Annotated in this window: 9 protein-coding genes; 8 read left to right on the top strand and 1 reads right to left on the bottom strand. The window is 78.4% G+C overall.

What is annotated here, in order from left to right:
- Positions 1 to 116 precede the first annotated feature (116 nt).
- The 7 genes from QSK52_RS03055 (at position 117) to QSK52_RS03025 (ending at position 10748) form a co-directional block, all read left to right on the top strand.
- Positions 117 to 704 (top strand): MauE/DoxX family redox-associated membrane protein, encoded by a 588-nt coding sequence (locus QSK52_RS03055; protein ID WP_285733161.1) that lies wholly within the window; start codon positions 117 to 119, stop codon positions 702 to 704.
- On the top strand, positions 704 to 1234 hold the full coding sequence (locus QSK52_RS03050; protein ID WP_285733159.1) for a TlpA disulfide reductase family protein: 531 nt from the start codon (positions 704 to 706) through the stop codon (positions 1232 to 1234). Before QSK52_RS03055 ends, QSK52_RS03050 begins: the two co-directional genes overlap by 1 nt.
- Entirely contained in the window at positions 1231 to 3090 is a 1860-nt protein-coding gene (locus QSK52_RS03045; protein ID WP_285733157.1) for an ABC transporter ATP-binding protein, read from the top strand. Before QSK52_RS03050 ends, QSK52_RS03045 begins: the two co-directional genes overlap by 4 nt.
- Complete coding sequence (locus QSK52_RS03040) at positions 3087 to 3581, top strand: S26 family signal peptidase (protein ID WP_285733155.1); 495 nt, start codon at positions 3087 to 3089, stop codon at positions 3579 to 3581. The genes QSK52_RS03045 and QSK52_RS03040 overlap by 4 nt, the downstream gene beginning before the upstream one ends.
- A 140-nt stretch (positions 3582 to 3721) precedes the next feature.
- Positions 3722 to 4444 carry an AfsR/SARP family transcriptional regulator gene (locus QSK52_RS03035; protein WP_285733152.1) on the top strand — a complete coding sequence of 241 codons (723 nt, stop codon included), beginning with the start codon at positions 3722 to 3724 and terminating at the stop codon, positions 4442 to 4444.
- A 42-nt stretch (positions 4445 to 4486) separates the two neighbouring features.
- Positions 4487 to 7870 carry an FtsX-like permease family protein gene (locus QSK52_RS03030; protein ID WP_285733150.1) on the top strand — a complete coding sequence of 1128 codons (3384 nt, stop codon included), beginning with the start codon at positions 4487 to 4489 and terminating at the stop codon, positions 7868 to 7870.
- A 64-nt stretch (positions 7871 to 7934) separates the two neighbouring features.
- Entirely contained in the window at positions 7935 to 10748 is a 2814-nt protein-coding gene (locus tag QSK52_RS03025) for a hypothetical protein (protein ID WP_285733148.1), read from the top strand.
- Positions 10749 to 10769: 21 nt separating this feature from the next.
- Here QSK52_RS03025 and QSK52_RS03020 read toward each other — a convergent pair whose 3' ends face one another.
- The gene (locus QSK52_RS03020; RefSeq protein ID WP_285733146.1) at positions 10770 to 11201 is read right to left on the bottom strand and encodes a VOC family protein; all 432 of its coding nucleotides are present in this window, start codon (positions 11199 to 11201) and stop codon (positions 10770 to 10772) included.
- 270 nt (positions 11202 to 11471) lie between these two features.
- Between QSK52_RS03020 and QSK52_RS03015 the strand changes: the two genes are divergently transcribed.
- Positions 11472 to 13568: a SpoIIE family protein phosphatase gene (locus tag QSK52_RS03015; RefSeq protein WP_285733145.1), complete on the top strand. Its 2097-nt coding sequence runs from the start codon at positions 11472 to 11474 to the stop codon at positions 13566 to 13568.
- Positions 13569 to 13574 lie beyond the last annotated feature (6 nt).

The following is a 13574-nucleotide window of genomic DNA, read 5'->3' as shown; positions in this document are numbered from 1 at the left end:
AACCTACGACGTGCGGGTACACGGTCGATCTCGGTCGGGCAGGACGGATGCAGGACAGGACCTGTATGTCGCCCGCCTACCGTGCGTCCCACGAAACGCGGGTGGAAGGAGGCGCCGTGGGAGCGGTGGGTTCCGCAGTGGGTTCCCTGGAGTGGCCGGGGACGTTCGGCCGGGTGCTCCTCGGGTGCGTGTTCCTGGCGTCGGCGGGGGGCAAGCTGCGCGGACGCGCGGTGCTCGCCGCGTACCTGGACGGCGTCGCCGCGCTGCGGCTGGTGCCGCCGTCGTGGGCGCACGCCGCCGGGGCGGGGGCGCTGGTCGCGGAGTGCGCGGTCGTCCTGCTGCTGCCGTGGAACGGCACGGCACGGGCCGGGCTCTGGCTCGCCACCGGGCTGCTCGCGGTGCTGACCTGGGCGGTCGCGCGGACGGTGCGCCGCGGGATCGTCGCCTCCTGCCGGTGCTTCGGCGGCGCGGCGAAGCCCTTCGGGCGCCGGCACGTGGTCCGCAACGCCGTGCTGCTGGCGGCGGCGCTGGCCGCCCTGCCGCGGCCGGACGCGCTGCCGTCCGGCGGACCGGCGCTGCTGGCGGTCGGCGCGGGGGTCGCCGGGGCGGCCGTCGTCGTCACGCTCGACGACCTGGTCGAGCTGTTCGCGCCCGCCGGGACGCCGACCACCGGCACCGCAAACGCCGAACACTGGGAGATCTGATGGACGTCTCGGACGCCTTCACGGGCCTGCTGGCCGTACTGTGCCTGTTCAACCTGGTCCTCACCTACGGGGTGGTCCGGCGGCTGCGCGCCATGACCCGGGCCGGTGCGGACGGCCCCGCGACGGTCTCCGGCCGGATCGACGGGTTCGCCGTCACCGCCGTCGACGGGACCGCGGTCGGCCGCGCCGACCTGGTGCCCGGCACCGTGCTCGGCTTCTTCTCCCCGGGCTGCCCGCCGTGCGCCGCGCTGCTGCCGCGCTTCGTCGGGGCGGTGCGCGCCGCCGGGCTGCCGACCGGGTCCGTGCTCGCCGTGGTGATGCCCGGGGAGGACCCGGCGGAGGCCCGCGCGTACGCGCGGGAGCTGGCGGAGGTCGCCACCGTCGTGGTCGGCGAGCAGGCGCGCACGGTGTCGGCCGCCTGCGGGGTGCAGGGCTTCCCGGCGGTGTGCGCGGTCGACGCGGACGGCCGGATCCGCGAGGCGGGCGGCGACCTGTCGGGGTTCGGCCGCCGCCCGGCGGGCGTCGCGTGAGCCCTTCGGACCGCTCGGACGGCGCTGCCGGGCGCGGTCCGGGCCAGGTCGCCGCGGTGCGGGCCGTGGTCCGTCTGGCGGTGCGGGCGGCGCCCGGGCCGCTGGTCGGGGTGGTGCTGGCGGCCGTGGTGGAGGCGGCGCTGCCGGTGCTGGCCGCCTGGTTGACCAAGGCGGTGCTGGACGCCCTCGCGGCCCCCGGCGCGGGCTCCACGGGGGTGCCGGTCCGGGCCGTCGCGCTGGCCGGGGTCGGGGTGGCGGCCTCGCTGCTGCCGCAGGTCTCGCAGCTGTGGCGGGCCGAACTCGGCCGCCACGTCGGCCTGTCGGCGCAGGACGGGCTGTACGCGGCGGTGAACGGCCTGGTCGGGCTGGGGCGCTTCGAGGACCCGGCGGCGCTGGACCGGCTCCGGCTCGCCCAGCAGTGCGGGCAGGACACCCCGCCGCAGATCGTCGCCGGCGCGGTCGGTCTGGCCCGGTCGGCCGCCACCATGGCGGCGTTCTCGGTGTCGCTGGTGCTGCTGAACCCGTGGCTGGCGCTGGCCGTCCTGCTCTCCGCCGTGCCCGCGCTGCTCACCGAGGTCCGGCTCGCCCGGGCCCGGGTGGGCACCGCGCTGACGGTCAGTCCGCTGGAGCGGCGCGAGTCGTTCTACGGGTTCCTGCTGGGCAGCGTGCAGACCGCGAAGGAGATCCGGCTGTTCGGGACCGGCGACCACCTGCGGGCCTCGATGCGCCGCGACCGCGCCGCCATCAACGCCACCCACCGCCGGCTGGACCGGCGGGCAGCGCTCGCCCAGACCGGCCCCGCGCTGGCGGCGGCCGCGACCGGGGCGGGCGGGCTGGTCTGGGCCGTGCACGCCGTGTCCGCCGGGCAACTCACCGTCGGGGACGTGGCGTTGCTGCTCTCCGGGGTCGCCGCGGTGCAGAGCGGCCTGGCCGGTGTCGCGGTCATGGTGGCCGTCACCCACCAGCACCTGGAGCTGTTCGGCCACTACCTGGAGGTGACCACCCGGGGGCCCGACCTGCCGGTCCGCCGACAGCCCCTGCCGACCGGCGGGTTGAGGCGGGGGATCGAGCTGCGCGACGTCTGGTTCCGCTACTCCGACCAGCACGACTGGGTGCTGCGCGGAGTGAGCCTGACCATCCCGGCGGGCAGCGCGGTGGCGCTGGTCGGCGACAACGGCGCGGGCAAGAGCACCCTGGTCAAGCTGCTCTGCCGGTTCTACGACCCGGTGCGCGGCTCGATCCACTGGGACGGCACCGATCTCCGCGACCTCGCCCCGGAGGAGCTGCGCCGCCGGATGGGCGGGATCTTCCAGGACTTCATGCGCTACGACCTGTCGGCGGCCGAGAACATCGGCCTCGGCGACGTGGCGCACCTGGACGACCGGGACCGGATCCGTGCCGCGGCGGCCCGGGCCGGCATCGACGGCACCCTCGCCGCACTGCCCCGCGGCTACGACACCCTGCTGTCGCGCACCTTCGCCGACGAGGGGGCGGACGGCCCGGACGGCGTCGAACTGTCCGGCGGCCAGTGGCAGCGGGTCGGCCTGGCCCGCGGGCTGCTGCGCCGGGACGCCGATCTGCTGATCCTCGACGAGCCGAGCTCCGGTCTCGATCCCGAGGCCGAGTACGAGGTCCACCGGCTGCTGCTCGCCCACCGCGAACGGCGCACCAGCCTGCTCGTCTCGCACCGCCTGAACGCGGTGCGCGGCGCCGACCGGATCGTGGTGCTGCGCGGCGGCCGGGTGGTGGAGGAGGGCGGCCACGAGGAGCTGATGGGCCGGGGCGGCCGGTACGCCGCGCTGTTCCGCCGCCAGGCGGAGGGGTACGCGGACGCCCCGGCGGCGGTGGGGCCGTGAGTCCGGCGCCGCTGTGGGCACTGCTGCCGGTCGGCGGCGTCGCGGTGCTGCTGCTCCTGCGCCGGGTGCGGCGGCGCTCCGTGGTGGTCTCCGTGGAGGGGTCCAGCATGGTGCCGACCCTGCACGACGGCGACGTGGTGCTGGTGCGCCGCTGCGGGCCGGCCGGGCTGGCGTCCGGTCGACTCGTCGTGGTGGAGTGCCCCGTGCCGCCGGTGGCCCGTGCGGACTGGTCCTGGCCGGCCGCCGACGAGCCGCCCGAGCGGCGGCGCTGGATGGTCAAACGCCTGGCGGCGCTGCCCGGGCAGCCCTGGCCGCCGTCCTGCACCGGCCGCGACGGCGTCGTCCCGGACGGTGCCGTCGTGGTGCTCGGCGACAACCCGGCGGCCAGTTCCGACTCCCGGCAGATGGGCGCGGTCCCGGTGGAGCGGGTGCTCGGCGTGGTCGTGCGACGCCTCGTGGCGGGCCGACGGTCCGTCAGTTCGGGTCCGTAGCACGGCGTTGTTGCAAGAAGTTTCCGCAAGATGACGAAAGAGTATTGCGGATTCGCCGCCGTCCATGCAGGGTTCAACCTGACCGGACCGCAGGTGTGCGTCCGACGGGGGCTGGAGGTGGCGTGGAGGCTGCGTTTCGCGTGCTGGGACGGGTGGGCCTGGGCGGGGCGACCCGGGGAACGACGACGGAGATCGGCGGCAAGGCCCGCACCCTGCTGGCCACCCTCCTGCTCCAGGCGAACCGCACGGTCACCGTCGACCGGCTGGTCGAAGCCCTCTGGGACAGCGAGCCGCCCGCCTCCGCCGTCGCCAACGTCCGCACCCACGCCAGCGCGCTGCGCCGCCGCCTGCCCGACCGCACCGCCCTGCTGGGCGGAGGCGGCGGCTACCTGCTGGAGGTCGGCGCCGAACGCTGCGACCACCTGGTGTTCCTGCACCGGGCCGCCGACGGACGGGCCGCCCTGGCCGCCGGCGACAGCGCCCGCGCCGCCGAGCAGCTCACCTCCGCACTCGCCCTCTGGGACGGCGACCGGGCCGCCGTCGGCGTGCCCCGGCACGGCCCGCTGGCCGGCTGGCTCGGCCACCTGGAGGAGGAGCGGATGCGCGCCGTGGAGGACCTGGCCGGCGCCTACCTGCGCCTCGGCGAACCCCGGGCCGCCCTGCGGGACCTCAACGCCCTGCTCGCCGTCTCCCCGCTGCGCGACCGGAGTTGGGCCCTGCGCATGCGCGCCCACCACGCCCTCGGTGAACGCGGCAGCCTCGCCGAGGACTACCGGGCGGTCGTCCTGGTGCACCGCAGCGAACTGGGCGTGCACCCCGACCGGCAGCTCAGGCGGCTCTTCGAGGAACTCGTCGCGAGCTGACCCCTCCGGCCGCTCCCGCCCACCACCGGAAGGACCTCACACGTGCCGCGCCGCCCGTCCCGCGCCCCGCGCCCCAGCACCCCGGCGGCCCTGCGCGGCACCGCGCACCACCTGCTGCCGCTCACCGCCGCCGCCCTCGCCGTCCTGCTCTCCGCCCTCGCGGTCGCCACCCTGTGCACCGTCTCCGCCCGCGCCGTGGTCGAGGGCATGCGCGGCCAACTCGCCGACGACCCGCGCACCGCCGTCGCCGTCCGCGCCGAGTACCGCCCCGACGGCTACCGGGCCGCCGACCGGGCCGTGCGCACCGCCCTCGCCCGCACCCTGGCCGGCACCGCCCCGCGCACCGACACCGCGTTCCGCGCCGCCGCCCCCATGACCACCACCCGTCCCACCGGAACCGCCCTGCCCTCCGGAACCGCCCTGCTCCCGCTCGCCGTCACCGACACCCGGCGGTACGCGGTCCTCACGGACGGCGCCTGGCCGGAGGCGGACGGGGACGCGGCGGACGGTGCCGCACCGGCCGCCCTCCCGCAGGAACTGGTCCGCAGGCTGGGCCTGCGCTCCGGGGACACGCTGCTGCTCACCACGCCGGCCAACCGCACGCTCGCGCTGCGGGTCACCGGCGCGTACCGGCCCGCCCCCGGCACCGACGCGTACTGGCGCAGCCTCGGCGAGGGCGGCGCCCCCGTCGCGGCGCAGGCGGCGCTGCTCCCCCCGGCCGTGTTCGTCCGGACGCCCGCGCTCACCGAGCGGGCGGTGGCGGTGTGGACGGCGCTGCCCGAGCTGACGGCCCTGCGGCCCGCCGACGTCGCCGCGCTGCACGGGCGGGTGGCGGCGCTGGCCGGGGGTGACCCGGTCCGCTCGGTGTACCGGCAGGCGACCCCGGCACTGGCGGGCACGAGCGTGCGGACCGACCTGCCGCAGGCGCTGGCGGACACCGCGCTGCCGATGCTCGCCGCCCGTTCCTCGCTGTACGTGCCGGTCACGCTGCTGACCGCCCTCGCCGCCCTCACCCTGCTGCTGACCACCCGCCACCTCACCGAGCACCGCCGCAGGGAGCAGGGCCTCCAGCTGGCCCGCGGGGCCGGCGCGCGGCGGCTGCTCGCCGAGGGGGCCGCCGAGTGGGCGGTCGTGGTGCTCCCGGCCGCCGCGGTCGGACTGCTGCTCGCCCGGTTCGCCGCCCGGGCGCTGACCGGCCGGACGGACCTCGGCGTGCTGCCGCCCGCCGGGGCGTTCGCCGCCGTCGGGCTGATCCTGCTGGTGCACGCCGTCGGCACGCTCGCTCCGGCGGTGCGGCTGGCCGCGGCCGGCGGCCGCGACGGCGTCGTCCGCCGGCGCTCGCCGCGACGGGCGGCCGTCCAGCGCACCGGCGCCGACCTCGCGCTGCTGGCCCTCGCCCTCCTCGGGCTGCTCCAACTGCTGCGCTACCGCAGCGCCGTGGCCGCCCCGTCCGCCGTCGGGTTCGGCAGCTGGGCCGACCCGGTGCTGGTGCTCACCCCCGCCGCGCTGCTGGCCGCCGGGGCGCTGCTGACCCTGCGGCTGCTTCCCCCGCTGGCCCGGCTCCTCGAACGGCGGGCGGCCCGCAGCACCGGGCTGACCCTCGCGCTCGGCGGCTGGCAGCTCGGCCGCCGCGCCTCCGCCCACGCGGCCTCCGCGCTGCTGCCCGTCCTCGCGCTCGCGGTCTGCGCGTTCTCCGCCACCGCGCTCGCCGACTTCGGCCCGAGCTACCGGGACCGCGCAGCCGCCGTGGTCGGCGCGGACCTCACCGTCACCGGCGGCGACCTGCCCGCCGCCGCCCGGCACGCGGCGCTCTCCGCCGTCGAGGGCGTCCGCGCCGTCACCCCCGTCGCCGAACTGCGCGGCGACGACGGCGAGCGCCCCGTCACCGTCGTCGCCCTCGACACCGCCACCGCCGCGAGCACCCTCTCCCCCCGGACCCTGGCCCCCGGCGCCACCGGGCACGCCCTCCCCGCCCTGCGCGCGGACCTCACCGACCGGCCCGCCGCCGACCTGGTGCCGCTGCTGCGGCAGGGCCTGCCCGACTACGGCCTGCCGCTGCCCGGCGACCCGGACGCGCTCGACGTCACCGCCGCGCTCACCGCCGACGGCCCGCTGCCGGACGGCTCCGTCCGGCTCGCCCTGACCGTGCAGGACGCCGACGGCCTCACCGTCCGGGTCGCCGCCGACTGGCCCGCCGACGGGCAGGAGCACACCGTCCGCCTCGCGCTCCGCCCCGGGGGCGCCCGGCAGGCCGCGGCGCTCCCGCTGCGGGTCGTCCGGGTCGCGGTCCTGCCCGGGAGCGACCTGCCCGGCCGGCGCAGCCTCACCCTCGACCTGCGGCGGATCAGCGCGACCGGGCCCGCCGGAGCTCAGGACGCCGCCCTGCCCGCCGGCAGCGGCTGGCAGCCCACCGCGCCCGGCGCCGGCCGCCCCGAGGACATCGGCTGCCCCGGTTACGACGCCCGCAACCCCGCCAAACCGGTCCCCGACACCAGCGACGACCTGGCCGGTCCGTGCAGCCTCGCCGAGGTGCCGGGCACCCTGCTGCACGCCGTCCTGCGCACCCAGATGCCCAACGGCCTCGGCGGCTCCCGCCCCCCGCAGGTCGCCTACACGCCGCTGCCCGGTGCGGCCCGGCCCACCGCCGTCCCCGTCCTCGCCGACGACGCCCTGCTCGCCGCCGGCCACGGCATCGGCTCCGAACTCACCCTCGTCTCCGGCGACGAGACGCTGGTCCGGGCCCGGATCGTCGGCCGCCTCGCCGCCGTCCCCGGCCAGCCCCGCGAACGCCCGGCCGTCCTCGCCGACCTCACCGCCCTCACCGCCCAGCGCCTGCTCGACGGCGCCGACCCCGTCGCCGAGACCCGCTGGTGGGCCGCCACCGCACCCGGAGCCGGCCCCGCCGCGGAACGGGCCCTGCGCGCCCGCCCCGAACTCGGCGACGTCCGGTCACTGACCGCCGCCGCCGACCGGATCGCCCGCACCCCCTACCAACGCGGCCTGCGCACCTCCCTGTGGCTGTGCCTGCTGCTCGCCCCCCTGTTCGTCGCCACCGGCGCCACCGTCCAGGCCGCCGTCGCCGCCCGGGGCCGCGCCCGCGAGTTCGCCCTCCTGCGTGCGCTCGGCTGCCCGCCCCGCCTGCCCGCCGCCGTCCTGCGCACCGAGCACCTCGCCCTGACCGGCTTCTCCGTCCTCACCGGCACCGCCCTCGGACTGGCCCTCGCCGCCGCCCTGCTGCCGCTCATCGTCATGGACGACAACGCCGTGGCGGTCTTCCCGGCCCTGCGCACCGCCGCGGGCTGGCCGTCGGCCGTCCCGGCCGCGCTCGGCACGGGGGCGCTGGTCGCCCTCGTCACGGCGGTGCTGGCCCGCCGGTTGGCCCGCACGGACCTGGCGCGGGTGCTGCGGGCCGGGGAGGACGGGTGACCGCTCCCGCCGCGGCCCGACCGCTCCGCGCACCCTTCCCGCCCGTCCGACCAGGAGCCCGACCGTGACCGTCCCGCGCAGCCGACTCCCCTTCCACCTGCTGCTGTTCCTGCTGGTCGGCACGGTGACGGCGTTCGCCGCGGCCTGGCAGCCGAGCTACGAACGGGCGGCCACCCTGGCGCTCGCGCAGGACGTCGCGCACGAGGGGGAGGCGGGGGCGCTGGTCACCGCCACCTCGGACGTGCAGCCGCTGGCCGGCGAGGCGGGCCCCCCGGGCGGCGGGCCGGTGCCGCACCTCGGGACCTTCCAGCAGGACCTCGACCGGCTGACCTCCCGCCTGGGCGCCGGGGCCGGCCCCCGGCTGGGTGCGGTCCTCGGCAGGCCGGTGACCCGGGTCGCGGCCGTCCCCGCCGCCGTCACGGACGGCGGCGCGGCCCGGCCGTACGGTCTCGACCCCGAACTGCAGCTGCTGTACGCGCAGGACGCGCCGCAGTCGGTCCGGTACGTGGAGGGGCGGGCCCCGGCCCGGCCCGCGGGCGACGGGGCGGGGGCGCCGGTGGAGGTGGCGCTGTCCGAGCAGAACCGGCAGGCCCTGGGCCTCGGACTCGGCCGGACGTTCCGCCTGGACGGCGGGCCCCGGCTGCGGACGGACGCCGTGCTGGTCGGCGTCTTCCGGCCGGTCACCGCGGGGGCCGACCTGTGGCGGCAGCACCCGCTGCTGGAGCGGGCCCGGCCGCGCGACACCGACCGGGGACGGCTGGTGACCGCGGCCGCACTGGTGGACCTATCGGGCATCGAGCTGCTGGAGGCCCGCTCGACGCTCCCGCTCACCGTCACCGCCGACTACCCGGTGACCGTCGATCCGGCGGGCCGGTCCGCCGCCGCGGGCCGACTGGCCGAACTGGTGCGGGCGTCCGGGTCGTTCGAACGGGACGCCGTGCTCGCGGTCTGCGGGGAACGCACCCTGGGCACCCTGCCGTGCGCGCTCGACCGGCGGTCCGCCACCCCGCCGCGGGTGACCGAACGGCTGTCCGCGACCGCGCTCGCCTTCCGGCACCGCGCGGAGCGGACCGAGGCGCTGCGCTCCTTCGCGCTGGCCGGTCTGCTCGCCGTCGCCGTCGCCGCGGCGGTGGCGGCCGCCCGCCTCGCGGCGCGCCGGGAGGACGGCGCGCTCGCCCTGCAGCGGGCCCGCGGCGCGTCCCCCGCGCGGACCGGCGCGGCGCGCCTGGCCGAGACGGCGCCCGCCGTGCTGCTGGGGCTGCTGGTGGGCGGGCTCGCCGCCGCGCCGGTCACCGCGCCCCGTCCGCCCGCCCCGCCCGGTTGGCCGGCGGTGGCCGCCACCGTGCTGGCCTGGATCGCGCTGCCGGTCGCCACCTGGCTCCGGCTGCGCGAACCCCGGCGGTCCCGCCCCGACGGGGACCGGCACCGCCCGCGGCGGGCCGGCGGCCCGCGCCGGGCCGCCGAGGTGGCGGCCGTGCTGCTGGCGCTCGCGGTCTGGGCGTCCGTCCGGGTGCGCGGTGCGGGCGCCCTGAGCGATCCCCAACTCCCGCTGCTGCCGGTGCTGCTGGCGGTCGTGGTGGCCGTCGTGCTGCTGCGGGTGCAGCCCGCACCGGTGCGGCTGCTGGCGGCCCGGGCCCGCGCGGGCACCGGAGCGGTCGCGCTGGTCGCGCTCGCCCGGGCGGGCCGGGCGGCCGCCGGGGCCCTGACCCTGCTGGTCCTGGTGCTGGCCCTGTCGCAGGCGGTGTTCGGCGGACTGGTCGTCCACACCCTGCAGCAGGGCCGGGAGCAGAGCGCGGCCTGGCGCAGCGGCGCGGACGCCGTGCTGCTCGGACCGGCCCGGATCGCCGACGCCGGAGCGGAGTTGGCCGCCCTGCCCGGCGTCGCCGGCACCGCCGCCGTGCACGTCCAGGTGCAGGACCTGATCGGCAGCGACGGCACGGTGAGCGCCGGGGCCGTGCTCGCCGACGTCGACCCGGACGCCCTGCTGGCCGTCGCCCCCGCCTCGCCGCTCGGCCGGGAACTGCGCGGGGCCCGCCTGCCGTCCACCGTCCGCGCCGCGCCCGAGGACGCCCCCGAACTGGACGTGCTCGCCGACCCCGGGCTGCTCGCCCGCCACCCCGACGGCCTGCTCGACACCGGCAGCGGACCCGACGCGCTGCGGCTGCGGATCGTCGGCACCCTGCCCGCCGACGCCCGCCGCGACCCGGTGCTCGGCCCGCTGCTCGGCGAACGGCCGCCCGGCGCCGCCCTGGTGGTGTCGGCCCGGACGGTGCTGCCCGCCGACGCGCCGGGCCGCTCCGCCGTCCTGCTGCGCCTGGTGGGCGGCCCGCTCGGCCCGCTCGACCGGGAACAGGTGCGCCGGGCCGCCGCCGCGACCGGCGCCACCGGCTCCCCGGTGGAGCTGCGCACCCGCGCCGGTGAACGGGACCAACTCGACCGGGACGGCCTGGGCGCCGTGCTGAACCGCACCTTCCTGGCCGCCGGGGCCGGCAGCCTGACGATCGCACTGCTGGTGGTCGTCCTGGAACTCGTGCTCGGCGCCCGGGACCGGGCCCGCACGGTCTCCTACCTGCGCACCCTCGGCCTGGGCGGCCGGGCCGCCGCCGCCCTGCCGGTGCTCGAACTGCTCCCGCTGCTCGCCGCCGCCGCGCTCGGCGGCACGGCGCTCGGCCTGCTGCTGCCCGCCGCCCTGGGCCCGGTGCTCGACCTGACCGCGTTCGGCGGCGGACCGGCCCCCGGCCCGTCCGTCGACTGGACGCTCACCGCCGCCCTCGCCCTCGGGCTGGTCGTGCTGGTCGCCGCGGTCGCCGCCCTGGAGACCCTGTTCGGGCGCCGTCGGAGCCCGAGCGCCGTGCTCAGGCTCGGAGAGGCCCTGTGACCGCGGTCCGCGGCGGCGCGCTCAGCGGTTCGGCGCGGACGCGTCGGGCTGCAGGAACTCCAGCCGGTTGCCGCAGTTGTCGTGGGCGTAGAAGCGGCGGTGGCCGGGGAAGGCGCCGTCCCAGGTCACTTCCACCCCTGCGGCGGTGAGCCGCTCGGCGAGGCCGTCGAGGTCCGTCACCCGGATGCCCGGGTGGGCCTTGCGGGCCGGTCGGAAGTCCTCCTCCACGCCCAGGTGGATCTCCAGGTCGTCCGCCCGCACCCACAGTCCGCCGCGGGCGGCCAGCACCGGGGGCTTGGCCAGTTCCGTCATGCCGAGGACGCCGACGTAGAACGCCCGGCACGCGTCCTCGCTGCCGGGCGGGATCGCGAGCTGCACGTGGTGCAGCCCGAAGCCGCTGCCGGTCGGGCAGCGGCGGTCGTAGTCCTGCTCCGGGGTGCTGTGCTCGCTCATGGAACCTCCGACGACGTCCGCAGACGGCCGGACCGCGCCCCGGACGGGGCGGGATCCGGCACTCCGGCCCCCGATTCTGGTCACGGCACCGGCGTTGATCAAGGGGCGCGGGCCCGGCACCTGCGGCGGCCCGTACCGCGGGGCGCCGGGCCGCCGGGCCGCCGGGCCGCGGCGGTCGCACGGCGTGGCGGTTTGAGGCGGTCACGTCCGGGGGCGATGCTGGGGGGTGACGGCCTGGCGGGTGCTGCCTCCGAGAGGGGATGGACGGACATGGCGACTCGGGTTCCGGGCCGGGCGGCGACCGCGACGGTCGACGGCGGCGGGGCGGTCACCGGCTGGTCGGCGGCGGCGGAGCGGCTGACGGGGTTCGGGGCGGGGCGGGTGCTCGGGCGGCCGGCCGTCGAGTTGCTGGCCGGGCGGGCGCCGATCCCCTTGCTGCGGGCGGCGGTTCGGCACGAGCCGTTCAGCGGGATGGTCCGGCTGTGCCGCGCCGAGGAGGAGCCGGTCTCGGTCGAGCTGGGCGTCGTCCCGGTGCGGACGGCGCGCGGCGAACCGGCCTGGGTGCTGTCCGCGTTCCCGCTGCAGCCGCTGTCGCAGCCCGCGCCCGACGGGTCGGCCGCGCCCGCGGCAGCGGTGACGGGGACGGGGACGGGGGCAGGGACGGGCTCCTCGGAGGAGCGGGCCCGGCGGCGGCTGGCACTGCTGAGCGAGGCCGGGCTGCGGATCGGTTCGACCCTCGAAGTGGAGCGCACCGCACAGGAGTTGGCGGACGTCGCGGTCGAGGGCTTCGCGGACTTCGTGGGCGTCGACCTGCTCGACTCGGTCTTCGGCGGCGGCCCGCCGTCGGGCGCGGGCCTGGTGTTCTACCGGGTCGCGCAGCGCTCGGTGCTGCCGGGCAGCCCGGAGTCCGTGATCGCGCTCGGCGCCGGGGACGTGATCGCGCCGGACTCGCCGATGGCCCGGGTGCTGGCCTCGGGCCGCCCGCTGCGCACCGACTACCGCGACCCGGAGATCCGCTCCTGGCTCGCCCAGGAACCCGAACGGGAGCGCCTGGCCAAGGAGTTCGGCATCCACTCCTCCCTCCTGGTGCCGCTGACCGCCCGCGGGACGACGCTCGGCGTGGCGATCTTCCTGCGGCACCGTTCGCCGGAGCCCTTCGACGAGGACGACCTGCTGCTGGCGACGGAACTGACGGCACGCGCCGCGCTGTCCGTCGACAACGCCCGCCAGTACACCCAACAGCGCGACACCGCACTGGCGTTGCAGCGCTCCCTGCTGCCCAGCCGGACGCCCCGGCAGGCCGCCGTCGAGGTCGCCTTCCGCTACCTCCCGGCGGGCGGCCGGGAGGGCGTCGGCGGCGACTGGTTCGACGTGGTCCCGCTGTCCGGCGCCCGGGTGGCCCTGGTGGTGGGCGACGTGGTCGGCCACGGCGTGCCCGCCTCCGCCGCGATGGGGCGGCTGCGCACGGCGGTCCGCACCCTCGCCGACATCGACATGCCGCCGGACGAACTCCTCACCCACCTCGACGACCTGGTGCTCCGGGTCGACCTGGACGAGCTCCCCGAGGGCGGCACCGCCTGGGCCGGCAGCAGCGTCGGCGCGACCTGCCTGTACGCGGTGTACGACCCGGTCGCCCGCTCCTGCGCACTGGCCCGGGCCGGGCACCCCGGCCCGGCCCTGGTCGGCCCGGACGGCACCGTGACCTTCCCCGACCTGCCCGCCGGTCCGCCGCTCGGCCTCGGCGGACTCCCCTTCGAGGCGGCCGAGTTGGAGGTGCCGGAGGGCAGCGTGCTGGCCCTGTACACCGACGGCCTGCTGCGGGCCTCGGAGTTGCGCGGCGACCCCGGGCTCGGCCTCGACCGGCTCGGATGCGCGCTCACCGCCCCTGCCGACTCGCTGGAGGACCTCTGCGACCAGGTCCTGTCCGCGACCCTCGGGCCGGACGCCCCGACCGACGACGTCGCGCTGCTGCTGGCCCGCACCCTGGCCCTGCCCGCCCGGGACGTCGCCGACTGGTCGCTGCGCCACGACCCGTCCGAGGTGGCCCGGGGCCGCAAGCTCGCGACCGCGAAGCTCGCCGACTGGGGGCTCGAAGAGGCGTCCTTCGTCACCGAGTTGGTGGTCAGCGAACTGATCACCAACGCCGTCCGCTACGGCCGCCCGCCGATCGGCTTCCGGCTGATCCGGGACGGCGGCGTGCTGATCTGCGAGGTCTCCGACGGCAGCAGCACCGCCCCGCACCTGCGCCGCGCCCGCACCGAGGACGAGGGCGGGCGGGGCCTGCTGCTGGTGGCCCAGCTGTGCCGCAACTGGGGTACCCGGCACACCCCGCGCGGCAAGACCATCTGGGCCGAGCAGGAGCTCTGACCCGGC

The organism is Kitasatospora phosalacinea (assembly GCF_030268885.1).
Classification (GTDB): Bacteria; Actinomycetota; Actinomycetes; order Streptomycetales; family Streptomycetaceae; genus Kitasatospora; species Kitasatospora phosalacinea_C.
This window is presented reverse-complemented; position numbering and strand designations above follow the sequence as displayed.